Genomic DNA, 19921 nt, shown 5'->3' with positions numbered 1-19921 from the left:
ATTGCCGCGGCGCGGCTGGCGCGGCGGGCGGGATGGCAGTTCACCACCGCCTATCACACAAGGTTCCCCGATTATCTGGCGGCGCGGATCGCGCTGCCGCGGCGCCTCGCCTATGCCTGGCTGCGGCGGTTTCACGGCCAGGGTTCCGGCACCATGGTGGCGACGCGCTCGCTCGCCGCCGAACTGCAAGCCCACGGATTTGGCAATACGCGCCTGTGGTCGCGCGGCGTCGATGCGGCGCTGTTCCACCCCGGCCGCGCCGGGCCCCTGCCCTATGAGCGGCCGATTTTCCTCTCGGTCGGCCGGCTGGCGGTGGAGAAGAATCTGACCGCGTTTCTCGATCTCGACCTGCCGGGAACCAGGCTGGTGGTCGGCGGCGGCCCGGAGCGCGCTCGGCTGGAACGGCGCCATTCGGGGCCGCGCACCCGCTTCCTCGGCGCGCTGCACGGCGCCGAACTCGCCGCGATCTTCGCGAGCGCGGATGCGTTCGTGTTCCCGAGCCGGACCGATACGTTCGGCCTGGTTCTGCTGGAGGCGCTCGCCGCCGGAACGCCAGTCGCGGCCTTCCCGGTTGCCGGACCGCGCGATGTCATCGGCGCTGCAGCCGAGCCGGTCGGCGTGCTCGACGACGATTTGCACAAGGCCGCACTCGGTGCACTGGCGATCGACCGGCGCGCGTGCCGGAGATTCGCCGAGCAATTCTCCTGGCAGGCTTGCGCTTCGCTGTTTCTGGACCATCTGGTGCCGATACGGTCGCCCGTATTGGCACCAGCCTGATGTCACACTTTCACCCGCGCGCGGCTTTCGCGGCCTCGACGATGGCGGCGAAGCCCGCAGCGTCGTCGAACGCCATCGCGGCGAGAACCTTGCGGTCAAGCTCGATATTCGCCTGTTTCAGCGCAGCGATGAACTGGCTGTAGGTCATGCCGTGCTCGCGCACCGCCGCGTTGATCCGCTGAATCCAGAGTGCGCGGAATTCGCGCTTCTTCACCCTGCGGTCACGATAGGCGTATTGCAGCGACTTTTCCAGGCGCTCCAGCGCGATGCGGTAGCTGGAAGAGGAGCGGCCGACGAAGCCTTTGGATTGTTTCAGAACTTTTTTGTGCCGAGCGTGGGTGGTCACACCCCGTTTGACGCGTGCCATGCTGCGCTCTCCTCAATCCAGACCGTAGGGGGCCCATTGCTTGACGGTTTTGCCGTCCTGCTCGGGCAGGGCCATCATGCCCCGATTGGTGCGCTTCATTTTCTGCGAGCGATTGATCAGCCCGTGGCGCTTGTTGCCGTGACCGGCCATGACCTTGCCGGTGGCGGTGATCTTGAACCGCTTTTTTACTGACGATTTCGTCTTCATTTTCGGCATTTCATACTCCTCGATGTCCGTGCCCGAAGCGCGGGTGCGCCCAAGGTGCGCGTTGTGCGGCCGGGCATGCCAATGGGCCCGGTCTCGCGACGCGATCGCGCTGGAAGTCGCGGCCTATACGCAGAACCGCGGGGAAAGGCAACAGGGGGGTTCCGGCACGCCGATCGGCCGAGCCCGGTACTCGCATCGAGAGAATCGCAAACAAAAACAAATTTCAAAAAAAATTCAGAGAAAAAATCCCAAAAATAAACGCATTGAATTACGATGAAATTAATTGAACCCTCGGAAATTTCAATTTATTGCATCGCGACACGCCCGCGTAATGCCGTTGCGCGGATGGGACAATCACAGATGGCAGGGCAACTCTATGGCGAAACGCGCTTTTTCGCAGCAATCCGACCGCGTTGCCAAAGCGCCTTCCGGCCCGGTCCGGCCCGGCCGGATGATTCTCGGCTTCCTGGACCGGATCGAGGATGCAACGCTGGCCGGCTGGGCCCTCGACCCGACCCGGCCGGACCGGCCGCTCGCGATGCGGGTGATCATCGACGGACAGATCGTCGAGGTGCTGACCTGCGACGTCAACCGGCCGGATGTCGCGACCCTCAACCTGCCCTCCACCCGAGTCGGCTTCGAATACATGATCCCGCTCCGGTTCCAGGACGGGCTGCGCCACGTGCTCTCGTTCGCGACGCTGGACGGCGATCCGATCCATCTGCCGGGACGCGGCGGCATCGTGCTGCCGGAGCTGCATTTCTGCCTGACCAGCCGCATGCACATCGACGGCGTGCTCGACGGTCTGGTCGACGGCATGATCCAGGGCTGGGTGCTGCGGATCGACGAGCGCAGCAGAACCAAGACCGGCGGCGTGCGGGTGCTGATCTCGACCAAAGGCCAGCCGATCGCAGAGCTGACCGCCGACGAATTCCGCGCCGACGTGGCCGAAGCGCTCGGCGCCGATCCGGCCTGCGGATTTTCCTATGCGGTGCCGCCGGAGCTGCGCCACGGCAAGAGCGTGGTGCTCGATTTCCACGCTATGCCGGAGCGCCAGAAGCTGCGCGGCAGCCCGCTGGAAATCGCGATCCCGACCGATGCGGAGCGGACCCGCATCGCCAATCTGATCGACCGCGCCGACGAATTGTTCCGCTACGCCTATCATCTGCGCCGCGAGCTGAAGGCGGCGCTGCCGGCCGAACGCCTGTCGCTCGGCGATTATCCGGCCTGGGCGCGGCAGAATGCGCCACTGGTGCTGCCCCGCGCCGAGGCGCGCTACGGCGCGATCGAGGGCGAGCCCCTGGTTTCGGTGCTGTGCCCGGTCTATCGGCCCGATCACGGCGAATTTCTCGCCGCAATCGATTCGGTGCGGGCGCAGACCTGGCAGAACTGGGAACTCATTCTGGTCGACGATGCGAGCCGCGACGACGCGCTGACCGAGACGCTGGAAAAGCTCGCCGCCCTCGACCCGCGCATCCGCGTCTTCGCCCAGGCGAAGAACGGCGGCATCGCCGAGGCGACCAACCGCGCGCTGGCCGAAGCCTGCGGCGGGTTCGTCGCCTTCTTCGATCATGACGATATGCTGGAGCCGTTCGCGCTGGAGGTGATGCTGCGCGCCCAGTCGGCGACCGGCACGAGATTGCTCTATTCCGACGAGGACAAGATCGACCGCAACGGGCATGTTTCCGAGCCGAATTTCAAGCCGGATTTCAACTACCGCTTCCTGCTCGATCTCAATTACATCTGCCATCTTGTGCTGGCCGAGACCGCGCTGGTGCGCGCGGCGGGCGGGCTCGACCCGCGCTTCGACGGCGCCCAGGATCACGACCTTCTGCTCCGCCTTTCCGAGCGGCTATTGCCACACGAAATCCACCACGTGCCGGAAATCCTGTATCACTGGCGGATCACGCCGAAATCGACGGCGGGCTCCGGCGCGAGCGCCAAGCCGCGCGCGGCGCTGGCCGGCGAGGTCGCGGTGGCCGAGCACCTCAGGCGCCGCAACCTGCCCGCGAAGGTGGAGCGGCGCGGCGCGCTGACCTGCTATCGGACCAGTTTCCGGCTGAACGACGATCCGGGCGTGTCGATCCTGATTCCGTTCCGAAACCACATCGACCTGACGCGCCAATGCGTCGAGGCGATCCGTAAGCATAGCGGGGGGATGAAAATAGAGATCATTCTGCTCGACAACTGGTCGCAGGGCGCGGATGCGGAGGCATTCTGCGCCGAACAGGGCAATCTGCCGGGCACCAAGGTCATTCGGATCGCCGAGCCGTTCAACTACTCGATGATCAACAATCGCGGCGTGGCGGCGGTGAAGCATCCGTTCCTCCTGTTCATGAACAACGACGTGATCGTGAGTGATCCGAACTGGCTGCGCACCATGCTGAACGAGGCGCTGGCCGATCCGCGGATCGGCGCGGTCGGCGCGAAGCTGCTCTACCCCAACGGCACAGTGCAGCACGCGGGCGTGGTGCTGGGTGTCGGCGGGGTTGCCGACCATGCGTTCCGCGGCCTGCCCGGCACGGCGCCCGGCTATATCGCCCATGCGATCGCGGCGCGCGAGGTCGCCGCCGTCACCGCTGCCTGCATGCTGGTGCGGCGCGCGGCGTTCGACGCGGCGGGCGGGTTCGACGCGGCGGAACTCGGTATCGCGTTCAACGATGTCGATCTTTGCGTCAAGATCAGGGAGGCGGGATACCGGATCGTCTTCACGCCTGACGTGGTCTGCGAACATCGCGAGAGCATGAGCCGGGGCGACGATCTCGACGAGGACAAATTGTCGCGTTTCATGCGCGAGAACGAGGCGATGCGCGACCGCTGGGACCATGTTCTGCCGCACGACCCGTTCTACAACCGGCATTTCGCGCGCGAGGGCGGGCTGTATCGCGATCTGCGCCGGCTCGATCCGCAGGACGAAATGCGGCTCGCGCGCCCGACGCCGACCCCCTATCCGATCGCGCCGGTCCGGCCGGGAGCGGCGGCGAAACCTTCACCGAAGGACCGGGCTGCGCGGAAGGCGAACGGCAAGAAGCCCGTGGGCATGAGCAAGAAGATCGCCGCGTCCAAGCTGCCGCCGATGCGCGAGAAGGCGCGCCCGCGCCGGATGACGATACAAGATTAGGACATGGTGCGAGAGGGGGGACTCGAACCCCCATGTCTTGCGACGCGCGATTTTGAGTCGCGTGCGTCTACCATTCCGCCACTCTCGCTTCCGATCGCGCCTTAGCATAGGCCGCGCGCCGCCCCAAGAGCGCATGGGTCGCGGATGGCCGATATCGGTTTCCCGCCTGTTGCCATCGCCGGTCCGCTTGGCTAAGACGCGGTTCACGGTTCCCGGATAGCTCAGCTGGTAGAGCAAGCGGCTGTTAACCGCTGGGTCGTAGGTTCGAGTCCTACTCCGGGAGCCAGTTTTCCGCCCGCGCCTATCGCTTCAGGCCGCCATCCGCTTCAAATAAACAATTTAGTGTGGTTTTTGGTTCTGAAGTTCCTACGTATTCGCGGTGGTGATTTTAGGAACTTCGGAACCACCACACTAGAATCATACGTTTGCTAGTGTCCCCCTGAAATCATGGGCTTCATTTTCGCGGTCCTGGTGATCGACTCGCTCGGCTTCGGTCTGATCGCGCCGATCCTGCCTGCCCTGGTCCAGAAACTCGCCGATGTGCCGCCCTCGCACGCGGCCTTGTGGGTGGGCGTGCTCAGCATGACCTTCGCGGCGGCCCAGTTTTTCGCGGCCCCGGTGCTCGGCCAGTTGAGCGACCGATTCGGCCGGCGCAAGCTGATCCTGATTTCCTTATCCGGCAGCGCGGCGAATTACCTGCTTCTTGCCGCGGCACCCACCATCGGCTGGCTGTTCATCGGCAGGATGATCGCGGGCGCCACCGCCGGGAATGTCTCGACGGCGAGCGCCTATATCGCCGACATCACCCCGCCGGAGCAGCGGGCGCAGCGGTTCGGCATGATCGGTGCGGCCTTCGGCCTCGGTTTCATGGCGGGCCCGATGCTGGGCGGATTTCTGGGCGCGATCGATCTGCGCCTGCCGTTTGTGATCGCGGCTTGTCTCGTCGCGCTGAACGTATTGTATGGCGTATTCGTCTTGCCGGAATCATTGCCGCCCGAGCGGCGACGGGAATTGCGGCTGCGCGATGCGACCCCGCTGGGCGCGATGCGCGTTCTGGCGGCGGCACCGCGGCTCTGGCGCCTCGCCGCCGCATGGAGCGTGCGCTGGTTCGGACTTGGCGCGCTGCAGGCGGTTTTCGTGCTGTACGCCGAACTCCGGTTCGGCTGGGGACCGCGCCAGAACGGCGTATTTTTCACCGCCGTGGGAATTGCCTCCTCGATCGTGCAATTCGGCCTGGTCAAGCACGCCGTGGGATGGTTCGGCGAACGCGGTACCGCGCTGATCGGCTTTTGCTGCAACGCGGCCGGCTATCTGATCTTCGGCCTGGCCGCTGCCCCAGCCTGGATGTTCGCCGGAGTGATCTTCATCGCGCTCGGCTCGATCGCGAATCCGGCGATTCGCAGCATGCTGTCGCGTGCGATTCCGGCGGATCAGCAGGGGCGGATGAATGGCGCGCTGTCCTCGATCGAGGGACTGACCGCGATCGTGGCGCCGCTGGCCGGTGCGGCAGTGTTCGACGCGTTCAGCCGCGATGTTCCCTGGCGGCTGCCCGGCGCGCCGTTCGTGATGGTCGCGGCGATGCTGGTCGCCGCCGCATGGCTGGTCGCAACATCGCAACCGGCCAAGGCGACATAGGAACGCTCAAAACGTCTCAAAACGAGGCGAAATCAATATATTTGACACATACTCGAAATATTTTCGAGCGCCTCTTGAAATCATTCGATATTCGGCTTTTGATCGGCCGCCGGGGCGGAAATTTTCGCGCCATTACCCACATGATGGATCATGTCGATAAGCGTTCATCTCGACCGGGCTGACCGAGCCGGCCCGACCCAAGTGACCGAAACGGGACGGTCACAGGTGGAGCGTGCTCCGTCCGCACCGTTGCGCGTGCTGATGGCCACGCGCTACGGGCGGCTGGGGGCGAGCAGCCGTCTGCGACTTCTGCAATATGCGCCGAGGCTGGCGGAATTCGGCATCGCCTGCACCGCGCGACCGTTCCTGTCGGATGGCTATATCCGCGCGCTGTATGAAGGCGGGTCGCGCGTGAAGCCGGTTCTCGCCGCCTATGGCCGGGCGGCGGGGCTGCGTGCCGCGATCCGAAACCATGATCTCGTCTGGATCGAGAAGGAATTGCTGCCGTTCCTGCCGGCAGTGCTGGAACGCGCCTTGCTCGGCGAGAAAAATTTCATTCTCGATTTCGACGATGCCTGGTTCCTGCGCTACGGCGGCGGGGGCAACCGGCTGGTGCGCACTTTGCTCGGCGGCAAATTCCCCGCTTTGCTGCGGCGCGCCTCGCTCACCATCGTCGCCAACGAGACGCTGCGCGACTGGGCGATCGGCGCCGGGGCACGCAACGTATTGCTGCTGCCCACCGTGGTCGATCTGGACCATTATCCGATCGCCGGGGAGCCGGGCGGGCCGTTCACCGTCGGCTGGATCGGCACGCCGGTCACCGCACCCTATCTCGCCAGCATCGCCGGGCCGCTGCGCACGCTCGCCGCCGAGGCGCCGCTGGAACTGCTGGTGATCGGGGCACCCGGTTTCGCGATCGACGGCGTGACCTGCCGGCATATGCCCTGGAGCGAGGCGACCGAAGCGCACCTGATCGGCCAGTGCCATGTCGGCATCATGCCGCTGCCCGACGATGCCTGGGCGCGCGGCAAATCCGGCTATAAGCTCGTGCAATACATGGCCGCCTGCCGCGCACCGATCGGCAGCCCGATCGGCGCCAACCGGGCCATCGTGCAGGACGGCGTCACCGGATTTCTGGCGGGGGATGCAGCCGCGTGGTGCGACCGGCTGCGCCGGCTGCGCGACGATGTTCCGCTCCGCCGCGCCATGGGCGTCGCCGCGCGCGAGCGCGCCGCCGAACATTACGCGCTCCAGGCGACCGCGCCGCGGCTTGCCGCGGCGATCCGCGCCATCGTCACCTCCTGACATCGGGCACGAGCGCTGCTATGGCTCCGGTCTTTCTGATGACCGACAACTGAAAACCGACGACTGAACATGGCCGGACATTCGCAATTCAAGAACATCATGCACCGCAAGGGCGCGCAGGATGCGCGCCGGGCGCGGCAATTCGCCAAGCTGATCCGCGAGATCACGGTTTCGGCACGGCAGGGACTGCCCGACCCCGCCGCCAATCCGCGCCTGCGCGCCGCCTGCGCCGCCGCGCGCCAGGCCAACATGCCGCGCGACACGATCGAACGGGCGATCAAGAAAGCCAGCGGCGGCGGCAGCGGCGACGATTTCGCCGAGGTGCGCTACGAGGGCTACGGGCCTTCGGGGATCGCCATCATCGTCGAGGCGCTGACCGATAACCGCAACCGCACCGCCTCCGACATCCGCGCCGCGTTCTCCAAGCATGGCGGCGCGCTGGGCGAGAGCAATTCGGTCGCCTTCCTGTTCGGTCGCCTCGGCGTGGTGCGCTATCCCGCCGATGCCGCGAGTGCCGACGATATGCTCGAAGCCGCGATCGAGGCCGGCGCCGACGATGTCGAAAGCGGCGCCGACGGCCATGAAATCACCTGCGCGGTGGATGCGTTTTTCGCGGTGCGCGACGCGCTGGAGCAGAAATTCGGCGAGCCCGAGACCGCGAAACTCGATTGGCGGCCTTCGACCAGCATCGCGCTGGGCGAGGATGCCGCGCGCGCGGTGCTCAAGCTGATCGACGCGCTCGACGACAGCGACGACGTGCAGAACGTCTACGCGAATTTCGAAATTCCCGAGCCGGTGATGCAGGCGCTCTCCGCCTGATCTATAGTGCGGAAATGCCGATTCGCCCGCTGCGCATATTGGGGCTCGATCCGGGCCTGCGGTTCACCGGCTTCGGCATCATCGAAGCCGATGGCAACCGGCTGCGCCACATCGCCGACGGAGTGATCGGCACCGACGGCGATGCCTCGGTGCCCGAGCGGCTGCGCGCGCTGGACGCGGCATTGAACCGCCTGCTTACCGACTTCATGCCCGATCACGCCGCCGTCGAGGAGACCTATGTAAACCGCAACGCGACCGCGACGCTCAAGCTCGGCTACGCGCGCGGCGTGGTGCTGCTGGCGCCGGCGCGGGCGGGCGTGCCGGTTGCCGAATATGGCGCGAAAACCGTCAAGCGTTCGGTGGTCGGCACCGGAGCTGCCGAGAAATCCCAGGTCGCGCTAATGGTGCGGCGGCTGCTGCCGGGGGCGGCGATCACCCGCGCCGATGCCGCCGATGCGCTGGCGGTGGCGATCTGTCATGCCCATCACCTCGCAACCGCGACAAGGATTCCCGCCGCATGATCGGCCGGCTCACCGGCGTCGCGGACTCGATCGAGGATGGCCGCTGTTTGATCGAGGTGAACGGCGTCGGCTATGTGGTGTTTCTCTCCGCGCGCAGCCTCGCCGCCCTGCCCGCACCGCCGGCGCGGGCGAGCGTTCTGGTCGAAACCCAGGTGCGCGAGGATGCGATCACCCTTTACGGGTTCATCGATCAGGCGGAGCGCGACTGGTTCCGGCTGCTCACCACCATCCAGGGCGTGGGATCGAAAGTGGCGCTCGCTTTGCTCTCGGCGCTGCCGCCGGACCGGCTCGCCGCGGCCATCGCCTCGGGCGACCGCGCTTCGGTCACGCGCGCGCCGGGGGTGGGACCGAAACTCGCGGCACGGCTGATCGCCGAATTGCGCGAGCGCGTGCTGGCGATGCCGGTCGGGGCGGTGGGCGGCCTCAACGCGATTCCGGTGGCGGCCGCACCGTCCGGTGCGACTGGCGATGCATTATCGGCGCTGATCAATCTCGGCTACCGGCGCGGCGAGGCCGAGCAGGCGCTCGCCGCCTCCATCGCGGCACTCGGTGCCGAGGCGGCGCTCGACGCGCTGATCCGTGACGGACTGCGCAGGCTGGCGCGATGAGCGAAATCGACGATCAGCGCCTAGTCTCCGGCGGCCGCGACGCGGAGGACGGCCCGGAAGCCTCGCTCCGGCCGCAAACTCTCGGAGAATTCACCGGCCAGCAAGCCAGCCGAGACAATCTTGCGATATTCATCGAAGCGGCACGCGGGCGCGGCGATCCGCTCGACCACGTGCTGCTGCACGGGCCACCCGGCCTCGGCAAGACGACACTGGCGCAGATCATCGCGCGCGAAATGGGTGTCGGGTTCCGCGCGACTTCGGGCCCGATCATCCAGCGCGCCGGCGACCTCGCGGCGATCCTGACCAATCTGCAACCGAGGGACGTTCTGTTCATCGACGAGATTCACCGCCTGCAACCCGCCATCGAGGAAGTGCTCTATCCCGCGATGGAGGATTTCGTGCTCGACCTGATCATCGGCGAAGGGCCGGGGGCGCGCTCGGTGCGGATCGATCTGCCGCGCTTCACCCTGATCGGGGCGACGACCCGGTCCGGCCTGCTCGCCAACCCGCTGCGCGACCGGTTCGGCATTCCGCTGCGGCTGATTTTCTATACCCCGGAAGAATTGACTCGAATTGTAACGCGGGCGGCGGCGCTGCTGGATATGGATCTCACGTCCGATGGGGCCGCCGAAATCGCCCGGCGCTCACGCGGCACGCCGCGCATCGCCGGCCGGCTGACCCGCCGGGTGCGAGACTTCGCCGCCGTCGCCGGCACGGTGACGGTGGATCGCAAGGCGGCGGATGCGGCGCTGAACCGGCTCGATGTCGATCAGCGCGGGCTCGATGCGATGGACCGGCGCTATCTGCGCCGCATCGCCGAGCATCACAATGGCGGGCCGGTCGGAGTGGAAACCCTGGCCGCGGCCCTGTCGGAGCCGCGCGACACGCTGGAGGATGTGGTCGAACCCTATCTGATCCAGGAAGGATTTCTCACCCGCACCTCGCGCGGGCGGATGCTCGGGCGCGAGGTCTGGGCACATCTCGGTCTCGCACCGCCGCCCGCGCCGGGCGGCCAGCAGGATCTGGCGTTCGAGTGACCGGCATGGACACTGGCATCGTCGCGGGCGGGGTTCATCGCTTTGGGCTGCGCATCTATTTCGAGGATACCGACGCGGGCGGCATCGTCTATCACGCCAATTATCTGCGCTATGCCGAGCGCGGCCGGTCCGAGGCGCTGCGCGCGCTAGGCGTGCCACACGCGGAAATGATCCGCACGCATGGCAGGATGTTCGTGGTGCACCGCGCCGAAATCGACTATGAGCGGCCCGCGCGACTCGACGACCGGCTGATCGTGGCGACTCACGTCAAGGGGATCGCTGCGGCGCGGGTGACGCTGGAGCAGGTGATCTGGCGCGAGGCGGCGGCGCTGGCGCGGGTCCATCTCGTGCTGGCCTGCATCGACGCCGCGACGGGACGGCCCGCGCGCCTGCCGGGGCCGGTGCGCGACGCGCTCGTGCGGATGCGGGCGGATGAAATCGCAGGCGGCGCTATCGCCGTGGAAGGGGTTTGAACGTGGATCAGGCTGTCAACGCCGCGGGGCTCGCAGCGCCCGGAGCCAATCTGTCACTGCTGGGCCTGTTTCTGCAGGCGAGTTTCGTCGTGCAACTGGTCATGGTGCTGCTGATCGCCGCCAGCGTGTGGGTCTGGGCGATCATCATCGAGAAATCCATCACCATCCGCCGGGTCAATCGCGACGCCGATGCCTTCGAGGACAAATTCTGGTCCGGCCGCAGCCTCGACGAGCTCTACGAGCAGGAAGGCTCCGAGCCCGGCCACCCGATGGCCGCCGTATTCGGCGCCGCGATGGGCGAATGGCGGCGATCCGCGCGGATCGCGGGCGCCGATGTCAGCCGGAGCAGCGTGAACGAGCGGGTCGATCGCGCCATGGGCGTGACCACCATGCGCGAGATGGAACGGCTCGAACGCTACATGGTGTTCCTCGCCTCGATCGGCGCGGTCGCCCCGTTCATCGGCCTGTTCGGCACGGTCTGGGGCATCATGCACTCGTTCTCGGCGATCGCGGCGATGCACAACACCAATCTCGCCGTGGTGGCTCCCGGCATCGCCGAGGCTCTGTTCGCCACCGCGATCGGCCTGGTCGCCGCGATTCCCGCCGTGCTCGCCTACAACAAGCTTTCGACCGACCTTTCGCGCGTCGCCGCCCGGCTCGAAGCCTTCGGCGCGGAGTTCAGCGCGATCCTGTCGCGCCAGTCCGAAGAGCGCGCCTGACATGGCCGGCGGTCTGCTCGACAACAAGCGCGGCAACCGGCGCAGCCGCTACCGTCCGATGGCGGAAATCAACGTGACCCCGCTGGTCGACGTGATGCTGGTGCTGCTGATCATTTTCATGATCACCGCGCCGCTGATCACCTCCGGCGTCAACGTCAACCTGCCGCACGCCAACGCCAAGCCGGTCAATACCGACGCGACGCCGATCACCATCACGGTGAATGCGGCGGGCGACGTCTATCTGCAGAATTCGAAAGTGGCCCTGGATAATCTGGTGGCGACCCTGCGGCAGATCGCCAAGAACAACACCGACCGGCGCGTGTTCGTGCGCGGCGATACCAGCGTCTCCTACGGCACCATGCTGAGAGTGATGGCGACCATCACCGATGGCGGGTTCGACAAGGTCGCCCTGCTCGCCCAGCAGCCCACCCCGTCGCGGCGCTGACCATGATCTCGGCGGAGCGCTGAAAGACCGTGGCCATGGAACCGCGATTGCGGCGAAGCGCAATCGTTTCGGCGGCAATGCATCTCGCGATCATTCTGCTCGCGATCCTCGCCCTGCCGACGGAAAAGCTGAACGCGCCGCCATCGGCCGCGGTCGATGTCACGATCATCGGGCCCCATGTGCCGCAGCAGGCGCTGCACAAAGGGAAAGTGCCGGCGCCGGCCAATACGCGCACGGTCCATAAGGCGCATCTGGCCAAGACCAAGCCGAAACCGCAGCCGAAGATCGCGCCACCCCCGCCGCCACCGCCGCCGCCGCCAGCGCCGCACGAGGAACCGAAACTGCCGCGCCCGCCGGCACCCGCGCCACCGCCGCCGCCGCCCACACATGCGCCGACGCCGCTGCCCACGCCGCCGCCGCCACCGCCGCATCCGCCCCAGAAGAAAACCGAGGTGAAGCCGGCGAAGAAACTGCCGCTGCCGCCCAAGAAACAGCCGCCGACGCCGGCGCAGAAAAGCCCGACCAGCCAGAAGCACGTGGTCAAGACGCCGGCGCCGATGAGCCAGTCGGTGCTGAACACCATCGCCAAGCTGCGTTCGCTGGAAAAGCAGAAAAAGGCGCCGACCGCGCGCTACAACCCGAAACAGGGCGGCGCGCCGCAAGGCGGCGGCACGCGGATGAGCACGGCGAATTCCGGCCTGTCGGCGGCGGACCGCAACGCGATCGGCAGCGAGGTGCAGCCATGCTGGGGGATCGACGCGGGCGCGCCCGGCGTTTCGCATTTCAGCGTGCTGCTGCAGGTGGTGACTGACGCTTCCGGCGTGGTACGCGAAGCGCGCGTGGCCTCGCAGGATCAGGGCAAGCTGGGCGACCCGATTTTCGCCGCCTACGCGCAGCGCGCGGTCGATGCGGTGAAGAACTATCAATGTGCCAAGCTGCCGCTGCCGCCCTATATGCTGGGCTCGGTTCACACCTTCATTTTCCGATTCACGCCATGAAATTGCCGATATCCTTGAACAGAGGTGCTCGATGACGACAAATCGCCCAACGCCTTTCCCACACCCGCGCCTGCCGGACACGCTGGTCGAGCGGCTGCCCGCCATCTCGCGCCGATTCATGATCGGCGCCGGTGCGGCCGGGCTGATCCTGCCGCGATTCGCGCGTGCGCAAACCGCGCCTTCCGGCAACGGTCCGAGCAACGCGATCAATGTCTCGGGCGCGCATAATGCGCCGATCCCGATCGCTCTGCCGGCTTTCACCAATGCGAGTGCCGGCACGTCCGAGGTCGGCGACCAGATCGCCCAGGTCATTACGTCGGATCTCGATCATTGCGGGCTGTTCCGCTCGATCGACCAGACCAGCTTCGTGCCGAATTCGCTCGCGAACGGCGTGCCGGTCTGGAACAACTGGAGCATTCTCGGCGCGCAGGCGCTGGTGACCGGCAATGTGACCGACCAGGGCGGCGGGCAAGTGCGCGTCGAATATCGGCTCTGGGGCATCGCCCAGCAGAAGCAGTTGCAGGGCACCGCCTATACCACGACGGCAAATAACTGGCGGCGCATCGCCCATATCATCGCCGACGACATCTATCAGCAACTGATCGGCGAAAAAGGCTATTTCGACACCCGTGTCGCCTATATTTCGGTATCCGGCCCGCCGACCAGCCCGACGCGGCGCATGGCGATCATGGATTACGACGGCGCGAACACAAGGTTCCTGACCTCCGGGCGCTGGATGGCCTTGTCGCCGCAGTTCAACCCGACGCGCCAGCAGCTCGCCTTCGTCAGCTTCGAGAGCAACCGGCCGCGCGTCTTCCTGTTCGACCTGCAAAGCGGCGCGCGCAGCATGGTCGGTGATTTCGGCGAAATGAGCATCGGCCCGCGCTTCAGCCCGGACGGAGCATCCCTGCTACTGTCGGTCACACGCGGCGGAGGGGCGATGATCGTGCGCTACGATCTGGGCAGCCGGCGGATAACCCAGTTGACCGACGCGAATTCGATCAACGTGACCCCGTCCTACAGCCCGGACGGTTCGAAAATCGTGTTCAATTCGGACCGCGACGGATCGGGCGATCAGCAATTGTTCGTCATGGGCGCGGATGGCTCGAACGTGCAGCGGATTTCCTACGGCAGCGGCCGCTACGCGGAACCGGACTGGTCGCCGACCGGCGATATGATCGCTTTCACAAAGCTTGGTTCGGGCGGATTCGGCATCGGCGTGATGAAGCCGGACGGGTCGGGCGAACGCATCCTGTCGCAAGGCTATCTCGAAGAAGGTGCGAGCTTCTGTCCGAACGGACGGGTGATCATGTTCTATCGCCAGACGCCGCTGCGGGTAGGCAACGTGTCCCATCTGGTGACGATCGGCACCGACGGGTTCAACGAGCGCATCACCCCCACACCGACCAACGCCACCGATCCGTCCTGGGGACCGCTGCTGTCTTGAGGGTGCTTCATTTGGCACCCGTGATCGGGATCGGCGCGGCGCGATAGGCGGCGAGACCGCGCGCCCCGATTCCGCCGATCGGGGCGGCGCGTGAGCTTGGCATCGCGATCGGGATGATCTGGCCGTGACCGTGCAATGCGGAAAACTGGAACCCGCCGGCGCCATAATGGCGCAACGCGATCGCACCGGGCGGTGGCGATTTCCCGACGGTATCGGGCACGACCACAGGCTTCGGAATGGCCGATACGGCGGGGATGAGCGAGGGCGCGGACGCGCTACCCTGCCACGCGGCGAGCACCTTCTGCTCGTAGGGCTGGCCGAGCGCGGGAGTTTCGGAGTGATAGGCGGCGATAGCCGGAGGCCAGCCGCCGAGACGGGATTTCAGCCGTCGCAGGAATTGCGCGCCGTAAAGGGCGTTCGCCGCCGGGTCGAGCGCTTGCGCCAGTGTCGCGAAGGCGCCGGGATGATGCTGCAGATTGATCTGCATGCAGCCGAGATCGATCGACGCAACGCCCTGGCGCTGGAATGCCGAGGCCGCCGCGATCGCCGCCGCCTCGGTCGGGTAGAAATGCCCGTTACCGTCGGCGTCGATGGTCCAGGGCCAGGGTTCCAGCCGGTCGGTTTCCGGGTCGCGCCGCCCGCTTTCGACCGTCGCGATGGCATTGAGCAATCCGGCCGGGGTATTCGCGATCCGCTGGGCCATGCCGATCGCGGCGGCGCAGAGCGCGGACGGATCGGTCACCGGCGCGAGAGCCGGCACGATCCCGGACGGCAGGGCCATGGCGGCGCCCCCGGACATCAGCCAGAGCACCGTGAGCAGCGCGAGGCCGCGAAAGCCCTTCCGTGACATGCGCCGAATTATCCGCTCGACAGGTTAATACTGGGTAATTTTTCGCCGAAAATCCTGCCGATGAGCGGCAAAATACGGAAATTGCAGGGAGATATGCGCGCATGGAACGCGATGCTGCACTGCAAAAAAGTTCTTGCGCCGGGCAGGGCGCGCAGCTATATAGGTCAGGCAACAGCGACTTGTTCGCTTGTTTGCTTTCTTGGACGTTTCCTCCCTAAACTTGGCGGCGCGCGAGCGTCGCCATTTTTTTTGATGGCGGAAATAATCCGCCAGCTCATCGGCCGATCCGGCCGCCGCGCATTCCCTTCGCCACCGGCCCGCATTACAGTCGGGAGATATCATCCGGAGGCGCCAATGCTCAACACCAGTCCCGCATTCAAGGAAAACGCCCGGCGCGCGATGGACGATGCGGGGCTGCAAAAGGCGCTCGACCGGGCAAAGAAACCCTTTGCCGCCGTGCGCGCCGCCGCCGTCGCGCGCCTGCCCGAGTTCGAGGCGCTGCGCGAGACCGCGAAGGGCATCAAGAACCACACTCTCGCCCATCTCGATTTCTATCTCGAACATTATGCCGCACGGGTCGAGGCGCAGGGCGGCGCGGTACATTGGTGCCGCACCCCGGAGGACGCGCGCACGGCAGTGCTCGATATCTGCCGCAAGGCGGGGGCGAAAACCGTCACCAAGGGCAAGTCGATGATCTCCGAGGAGATCGGCCTGAACGAATTCCTGGAGAAACAGGGAATCGAGCCGGTCGAGACCGATCTCGGCGAATATATCCTGCAGCTTCGCCACGAGGCTCCGAGCCATATCATCGGGCCGGCGTTTCACCTCAACCGCGAGGATTGGGAGGAAAGCTTCCGCGTCGCCCATACCCATCTGCCCGCCGACCGGGTGTTCCACGAGAAGCGCGACATTCAGGCCGAGGCGCGCGCCGTGCTGCGGGAAAAATTCACCGCCGCCGATGTCGGCATCACCGGGGCGAATTTCCTGATCGCCGAAACCGGAACCTCGGTGATCGTGACCAACGAGGGCAATGGCGACCTCACGCAAACCCTGCCGCGCGTGCATATCGTGCTAGCGAGCCTGGAAAAACTGGTCCCCACCGTCGAGGATACGCTGTCCTTGCTGCGGGTGCTCGCGCGCTCGGCCACCGGCCAGGAATTTTCGGTCTACACCACGTTTTCGACCGGGCCGAAGCGGGCCGATGACCTGGACGGACCGGGCGAATATCACGTCATCCTGCTCGACAACGGCCGCGCGAACATGGTGGGCACCGAATTCCAGGACATGCTGCGCTGCATTCGCTGCTCGGCCTGCATGAATCATTGCCCAGTCTATCTCACGGTCGGCGGCCATGCCTATGGCTCGATGTATTCCGGGCCGATGGGCAGTGTGCTCACCCCGGCGCTGTTCGGCGCCGAGCAGGCTCATCTGCTGCCCAACGCCTCGACCTTCTGCGGCAAATGCGAGAGCGTCTGCCCGATGAAAATCCCGCTTACCGGCATGATGCGCCACTGGCGGGAACGCGAGTTCGAGCGGCATCTCGCCCCGGCGACCGCGCGCACCGGGCTCGGGGTCTGGGGATTTTTCGTCCGCCGGCCGGCCCTGTATCGCGCGGCGACGCGCGCCGCCGCCTGGGGTCTCGGCCTCGCCGGGCGCCGGCGGCGCGGGCATTTCGCCAGACTTCCGCTCGCCGGCGCCTGGACCCGCGAGCGGGACATGCCGGCGCCGGAGGGCGAAACCTTCTTCGCCCGCTACGGGCGGGAGCAGCGCGGACGATGAGTGCCAGCAACAGGGAAAGGCGGGACGCGATCCTCGCCACGATCCGGTGCGGCCTTAAGCGCGGCGCCCTGCCCGAGGATCAGGCGATGATGCTCAGGGCGCGGCTCGCCGCCCATCCGCGCCAGGCCATCCCCGCGCGGGTCGATCTGGATCATGACGGCCTGATCGAGCTGTTCGTCGCCAATGCGACGCGGGAATACGCGACGATCGACCGGATCGCGGACCGGAGCGAATTGCCCGAAGCGATCGCTTCCTATCTGCGGACCCAGAACCTGCCGATGGAGCTGATCATCGCGCCCGATCCGGCATTGCAAGCGGTCGATTGGGCCGGAACCGCACTGCTGACCGCAAGGTTCGGCCGTGCCGCGCCCGCCGACATGGTGTCGGTGCAGGAGGGTTTCGCCGGCATCGCCGAAACCGGCACGCTGATGCTGCCGTCTGGCGCGCGGACGCCGACCACGCTCAACTTGCTGCCGGACACCGAGATCGTCGTGCTCGATGCGGCGCAAATCGTCGGCCCCTACGAGGACGCGTTCGACCGGCTACGCGTGGCTGGGGACATGCCGCGCAACGTGATGTTGGTCACCGGCCCGTCGCGTTCGGCGGATATCGAGCGCACGCTGGAACTGGGCGCCCATGGCCCGCGCCGGCTGCACATCGTGCTGGTCGGGCCCCACGGGAGCGGCTTGGATGGCGCGATCGCGTAAACCGATCCCGGAAGCCGAGCAGGAGCTTTGGGCGCGCTATCTGCGCGGCGTGCAGCCATTGCAGGGAATGCCCGTTCCGCCGGAGATCGAGGCGGCGGCGCCATCCGAACCGAAACCGGCCGCGCCTTCGCAGCGCACCGCGCGCCCCATTCCCAAGACGCCGCGTGCGGCGCCGATCGCCATCGGTACGGCACCGTCCGGGCTCGACCGCGCGACCTGGACGCGGTTCCGCACCGGCAGGATCGCGCCGGACCGCACGCTCGACCTGCACGGCATGACGGCGGCGAACGCCCATCTGGCGGTCACCGCGCTGATCGCTGGGGCTGCGGGGCAAGGACTGCGCTGTGTCGAGATCGTCACCGGCCATGGCCGCCGGAGCGGCGGCGAAGGCGGCGTACTGCGGCGCGAGGTGCCGCTTTGGCTGAATGCGCCGGGACTGCGGGCGATGATCCTCGCGATCTGCCACCCGCACGTCGCCAACGAAGGCGCGCTGCTGGTGCTACTGCGGCGGCAGCGGCCATGACGCCGTTCGGGGCGCGGCTGCGGGCGCTGCGCGCGGAACGCGGAATCACGCTGCGGGCGATGGCGGCGGCGATCGAGGTGTCGCCCGCCTATCTCTCGGCGCTGGAACATGGTCGGCGCGGCGCGCCCTCGGCCGGGCTGGTGCAGCAGATCTGTGGCACGTTCGGCCTGATCTGGGACGAAGCGCACGATCTTGCCGATCTCGCGCGCATTTCAAAGCCGCGCATCGGCCTGAACGCGGCGGGCCTGACCCCGGAGCAGACCGCCTTGGCCAATCGTTTCGCACGGCAATTGCGCCATCTGCCGCCCGAGGCGGTGGCCGCGATCCATGCCCTGCTGGATGCGACCGAGCCGCCGCCGAAGCCGCGCCTGCGCCGCAAGGCGGGCGCGGCGGGTTGATGCCCCGCCGCGGAGCGGCAAATCAAGTAGAGCGTGATGACTTTCAGTCATCACGCTCTACTCTTTGTTTGGGCGAGCAATTTCATGGCTTTGTGGATCGCTGCGCGATTCCAATTAAAGCCATATTGCTCTAATCGCGGCGAAAGCCATGATCGTCTCGTCGATATCGGCGCGCGTGATGTCGAGATGGGTGCAGAGGCGCAGCCGGGTGCGGCCCATCACCGAGACCATGATTCCCTGGGCACGCAGCGCATCCGCCCAGCCGGCGGGGTCGCGGCCACTCGCGGCGACATCGGCATAGACGAGGTTGGTTTCCGGCGTCTCGACCGTGAGACCGGGGATGCGCGACAGGCCCTCGGCAAGGCGCTTCGCATTGGCATGATCCTCCGCCAGCCGGTCGACATGATGATCGAGCGCGTAGAGGCAGCCGGCGGCGCAGATGCCGGCCTGACGCAGCGACCCACCCAGGCGCTGCTTCCAGCGCCAGGCGCGGCCGATCATGTCCGCCGAGCCGGCGAGGACGGCGCCGAGCGGCGCGCCGAGACCCTTGGTGAAGTCGATCCATACCGTGTCGAACCCGGCAGTGAAATCGCTTGCCTTAATGCCGGACGCGACCACCGCGTTCATCAGCCGCGCGCCGTCCATATGGGTCGCCATGCCGTGGTCGCGGGCGACCGCCGCAAGACTGTGCAGCGTATCGAGAGCCCACACCGCGCCGCCGCCCAGATTGGAGGTTTGCTCGATGGCAAGCAGGGTTTGCGGGGCGGAATAGCGGGACGGGCTACGCAGCACCGAGCGCAAATCGTCCACCGTGAACATCCCGCGCGGACCGGAGAGGCCAAGCACGCGTGCACCGGCCAGGGCCCAGGGCGCACCGCCCTCGGCTTCGATGATATGGGCGGTTTCGTGCGCGATGATCTCGTCACCCGGCCGGCAATGGGTGAGAATCGCGACCGAATTGCACATCGCCCCGGACGGCAGGAACATCGCCGCTTCCTTGCCGAGCAGCACGGCCACGCGGGCGCAGAGCGCGTTGACCGTGGGATCGAGGCTCAGTTGCTCGTCGCCCACCTCGGCATCGAGCATCGCCGCGCGCATCGCCCGCGTCGGCCGCGTCTGGGTGTCGGAATAGAGGTTGACCCGCACCGATGGGGCAGCCGGATCGGGCGGGATCGGAGCGTACAT

General features: G+C 66.6%; 21 protein-coding genes and 2 tRNA genes. 18 read left to right on the top strand and 5 right to left on the bottom strand.

The features are described 5' to 3' along the window. On the top strand, nt 1-777 hold a 777-nt coding region (locus tag AiwAL_RS13070; RefSeq protein ID WP_262312826.1), incomplete at its 5' end, for a glycosyltransferase. A 10-nt stretch (nt 778-787) separates the two neighbouring features. On the opposite strand, the gene rplT is transcribed toward AiwAL_RS13070, so the two are convergent. Together rplT and rpmI are read right to left on the bottom strand one after the other, a co-directional pair. After that, a complete protein-coding gene (gene rplT / locus AiwAL_RS13065; protein WP_235703378.1) occupies nt 788-1144 on the bottom strand; it encodes a 50S ribosomal protein L20 in 357 nt (118 codons plus the stop codon). 12 nt (nt 1145-1156) lie between these two features. Then, nucleotides 1157-1360: a 50S ribosomal protein L35 gene (gene rpmI / locus AiwAL_RS13060; protein WP_235703377.1), complete on the bottom strand. Its 204-nt coding sequence runs from the start codon at nt 1358-1360 to the stop codon at nt 1157-1159. Between the two features lie 367 nt (nt 1361-1727). Here rpmI and AiwAL_RS13055 point away from each other — a divergent pair, with 367 nt between their 5' ends. Beyond that, nucleotides 1728-4472: a glycosyltransferase family 2 protein gene (locus AiwAL_RS13055; protein ID WP_262312825.1), complete on the top strand. Its 2745-nt coding sequence runs from the start codon at nt 1728-1730 to the stop codon at nt 4470-4472. A gap of 4 nt (nt 4473-4476) precedes the next feature. Here the strand turns inward: AiwAL_RS13055 and AiwAL_RS13050 are convergent. Next, a tRNA-Leu gene (locus AiwAL_RS13050) sits at nt 4477-4560 on the bottom strand. A gap of 122 nt (nt 4561-4682) precedes the next feature. Between AiwAL_RS13050 and AiwAL_RS13045 the strand changes: the two genes are divergently transcribed. From AiwAL_RS13045 to tolB, 12 genes are all read left to right on the top strand, one after another. Beyond that, nucleotides 4683-4758: transfer RNA gene (locus tag AiwAL_RS13045), tRNA-Asn, on the top strand. Between the two features lie 161 nt (nt 4759-4919). Continuing rightward, nucleotides 4920-6107, top strand: a complete 1188-nt coding sequence (locus AiwAL_RS13040; protein WP_262312824.1) for an MFS transporter — start codon at nt 4920-4922, stop codon at nt 6105-6107. A gap of 150 nt (nt 6108-6257) precedes the next feature. Then, nucleotides 6258-7412, top strand: a complete 1155-nt coding sequence (locus tag AiwAL_RS13035) for a glycosyltransferase (RefSeq protein ID WP_262312823.1) — start codon at nt 6258-6260, stop codon at nt 7410-7412. A 69-nt stretch (nt 7413-7481) separates the two neighbouring features. Beyond that, nucleotides 7482-8231 carry a YebC/PmpR family DNA-binding transcriptional regulator gene (locus AiwAL_RS13030; RefSeq protein WP_235703373.1) on the top strand — a complete coding sequence of 250 codons (750 nt, stop codon included), beginning with the start codon at nt 7482-7484 and terminating at the stop codon, nt 8229-8231. 14 nt (nt 8232-8245) lie between these two features. Next, complete coding sequence (ruvC, locus tag AiwAL_RS13025; RefSeq protein WP_235703372.1) at nt 8246-8752, top strand: crossover junction endodeoxyribonuclease RuvC; 507 nt, start codon at nt 8246-8248, stop codon at nt 8750-8752. Next, nucleotides 8749-9360, top strand: coding sequence for a Holliday junction branch migration protein RuvA (gene ruvA, locus AiwAL_RS13020; protein ID WP_262312822.1), 612 nt, complete (start codon nt 8749-8751; stop codon nt 9358-9360). The genes ruvC and ruvA overlap by 4 nt, the downstream gene beginning before the upstream one ends. Beyond that, nucleotides 9357-10397, top strand: coding sequence for a Holliday junction branch migration DNA helicase RuvB (gene ruvB / locus AiwAL_RS13015; RefSeq protein WP_235703370.1), 1041 nt, complete (start codon nt 9357-9359; stop codon nt 10395-10397). Before ruvA ends, ruvB begins: the two co-directional genes overlap by 4 nt. A 5-nt stretch (nt 10398-10402) precedes the next feature. Further along, nucleotides 10403-10870 carry a tol-pal system-associated acyl-CoA thioesterase gene (gene ybgC / locus AiwAL_RS13010; RefSeq protein WP_262312821.1) on the top strand — a complete coding sequence of 156 codons (468 nt, stop codon included), beginning with the start codon at nt 10403-10405 and terminating at the stop codon, nt 10868-10870. Nucleotides 10871-10872: 2 nt separating this feature from the next. Then, on the top strand, nt 10873-11589 hold the full coding sequence (gene tolQ, locus AiwAL_RS13005; protein ID WP_235703368.1) for a protein TolQ: 717 nt from the start codon (nt 10873-10875) through the stop codon (nt 11587-11589). A gap of 1 nt (nt 11590) precedes the next feature. Next, nucleotides 11591-12034 (top strand): protein TolR, encoded by a 444-nt coding sequence (gene tolR / locus AiwAL_RS13000; protein ID WP_235703367.1) that lies wholly within the window; start codon nt 11591-11593, stop codon nt 12032-12034. A gap of 35 nt (nt 12035-12069) precedes the next feature. Then, a complete protein-coding gene (locus AiwAL_RS12995) occupies nt 12070-13032 on the top strand; it encodes a cell envelope integrity protein TolA (protein WP_262312820.1) in 963 nt (320 codons plus the stop codon). A gap of 31 nt (nt 13033-13063) precedes the next feature. After that, a complete protein-coding gene (gene tolB, locus AiwAL_RS12990) occupies nt 13064-14479 on the top strand; it encodes a Tol-Pal system beta propeller repeat protein TolB (protein WP_262312819.1) in 1416 nt (471 codons plus the stop codon). 7 nt (nt 14480-14486) lie between these two features. Here the strand turns inward: tolB and AiwAL_RS12985 are convergent, their stop codons facing one another. Then, on the bottom strand, nt 14487-15329 hold the full coding sequence (locus AiwAL_RS12985; protein ID WP_235703365.1) for a lytic transglycosylase domain-containing protein: 843 nt from the start codon (nt 15327-15329) through the stop codon (nt 14487-14489). A gap of 354 nt (nt 15330-15683) precedes the next feature. Between AiwAL_RS12985 and AiwAL_RS12980 the strand changes: the two genes are divergently transcribed. From AiwAL_RS12980 to AiwAL_RS12965, 4 genes are read left to right on the top strand one after another with little or no spacing between them, the layout of a single operon-like run. Beyond that, nucleotides 15684-17108 (top strand): lactate utilization protein B, encoded by a 1425-nt coding sequence (locus AiwAL_RS12980; RefSeq protein WP_235703364.1) that lies wholly within the window; start codon nt 15684-15686, stop codon nt 17106-17108. Then, nucleotides 17105-17815, top strand: a complete 711-nt coding sequence (locus AiwAL_RS12975) for a lactate utilization protein (protein WP_235703363.1) — start codon at nt 17105-17107, stop codon at nt 17813-17815. The genes AiwAL_RS12980 and AiwAL_RS12975 overlap by 4 nt, the downstream gene beginning before the upstream one ends. Next, the gene (locus tag AiwAL_RS12970; RefSeq protein ID WP_235703362.1) at nt 17799-18338 is read left to right on the top strand and encodes a Smr/MutS family protein; all 540 of its coding nucleotides are present in this window, start codon (nt 17799-17801) and stop codon (nt 18336-18338) included. Before AiwAL_RS12975 ends, AiwAL_RS12970 begins: the two co-directional genes overlap by 17 nt. Next, nucleotides 18335-18736 carry a helix-turn-helix domain-containing protein gene (locus AiwAL_RS12965; RefSeq protein ID WP_235703361.1) on the top strand — a complete coding sequence of 134 codons (402 nt, stop codon included), beginning with the start codon at nt 18335-18337 and terminating at the stop codon, nt 18734-18736. Before AiwAL_RS12970 ends, AiwAL_RS12965 begins: the two co-directional genes overlap by 4 nt. A gap of 114 nt (nt 18737-18850) precedes the next feature. Here the strand turns inward: AiwAL_RS12965 and AiwAL_RS12960 are convergent, their stop codons facing one another. Then, nucleotides 18851-19921, bottom strand: coding sequence for a low specificity L-threonine aldolase (locus AiwAL_RS12960; RefSeq protein ID WP_235703360.1), 1071 nt, complete (start codon nt 19919-19921; stop codon nt 18851-18853).

Source organism: Acidiphilium sp. AL (assembly GCF_025499445.1).
Taxonomy (GTDB): Bacteria; Pseudomonadota; Alphaproteobacteria; order Acetobacterales; family Acetobacteraceae; genus Acidiphilium; species Acidiphilium iwatense.
The sequence above is the reverse complement of the archived record's forward strand: the minus strand, read 5'-3'. Positions and strand labels throughout refer to the sequence as shown.

What these genes read in the sequence shown, in the direction of transcription:
- rplT (WP_235703378.1), bottom strand. Translation starts at nt 1,144, where the DNA reads ATGGCACGCGTCAAACGGGGTGTGACCACCCACGCTCGGCACAAAAAA.
- rpmI (WP_235703377.1), bottom strand. Translation starts at nt 1,360, where the DNA reads ATGCCGAAAATGAAGACGAAATCGTCAGTAAAAAAGCGGTTCAAGATC.
- AiwAL_RS13055 (WP_262312825.1), top strand. Translation starts at nt 1,728, where the DNA reads ATGGCGAAACGCGCTTTTTCGCAGCAATCCGACCGCGTTGCCAAAGCG.
- AiwAL_RS13040 (WP_262312824.1), top strand. Translation starts at nt 4,920, where the DNA reads ATGGGCTTCATTTTCGCGGTCCTGGTGATCGACTCGCTCGGCTTCGGT.
- AiwAL_RS13035 (WP_262312823.1), top strand. Translation starts at nt 6,258, where the DNA reads ATGTCGATAAGCGTTCATCTCGACCGGGCTGACCGAGCCGGCCCGACC.
- AiwAL_RS13030 (WP_235703373.1), top strand. Translation starts at nt 7,482, where the DNA reads ATGGCCGGACATTCGCAATTCAAGAACATCATGCACCGCAAGGGCGCG.
- ruvC (WP_235703372.1), top strand. Translation starts at nt 8,246, where the DNA reads ATGCCGATTCGCCCGCTGCGCATATTGGGGCTCGATCCGGGCCTGCGG.
- ruvA (WP_262312822.1), top strand. Translation starts at nt 8,749, where the DNA reads ATGATCGGCCGGCTCACCGGCGTCGCGGACTCGATCGAGGATGGCCGC.
- ruvB (WP_235703370.1), top strand. Translation starts at nt 9,357, where the DNA reads ATGAGCGAAATCGACGATCAGCGCCTAGTCTCCGGCGGCCGCGACGCG.
- ybgC (WP_262312821.1), top strand. Translation starts at nt 10,403, where the DNA reads ATGGACACTGGCATCGTCGCGGGCGGGGTTCATCGCTTTGGGCTGCGC.
- tolR (WP_235703367.1), top strand. Translation starts at nt 11,591, where the DNA reads ATGGCCGGCGGTCTGCTCGACAACAAGCGCGGCAACCGGCGCAGCCGC.
- AiwAL_RS12995 (WP_262312820.1), top strand. Translation starts at nt 12,070, where the DNA reads ATGGAACCGCGATTGCGGCGAAGCGCAATCGTTTCGGCGGCAATGCAT.
- tolB (WP_262312819.1), top strand. Translation starts at nt 13,064, where the DNA reads ATGACGACAAATCGCCCAACGCCTTTCCCACACCCGCGCCTGCCGGAC.
- AiwAL_RS12985 (WP_235703365.1), bottom strand. Translation starts at nt 15,329, where the DNA reads ATGTCACGGAAGGGCTTTCGCGGCCTCGCGCTGCTCACGGTGCTCTGG.
- AiwAL_RS12980 (WP_235703364.1), top strand. Translation starts at nt 15,684, where the DNA reads ATGCTCAACACCAGTCCCGCATTCAAGGAAAACGCCCGGCGCGCGATG.
- AiwAL_RS12975 (WP_235703363.1), top strand. Translation starts at nt 17,105, where the DNA reads ATGAGTGCCAGCAACAGGGAAAGGCGGGACGCGATCCTCGCCACGATC.
- AiwAL_RS12970 (WP_235703362.1), top strand. Translation starts at nt 17,799, where the DNA reads ATGGCGCGATCGCGTAAACCGATCCCGGAAGCCGAGCAGGAGCTTTGG.
- AiwAL_RS12965 (WP_235703361.1), top strand. Translation starts at nt 18,335, where the DNA reads ATGACGCCGTTCGGGGCGCGGCTGCGGGCGCTGCGCGCGGAACGCGGA.
- AiwAL_RS12960 (WP_235703360.1), bottom strand. Translation starts at nt 19,921, where the DNA reads ATGTACGCTCCGATCCCGCCCGATCCGGCTGCCCCATCGGTGCGGGTC.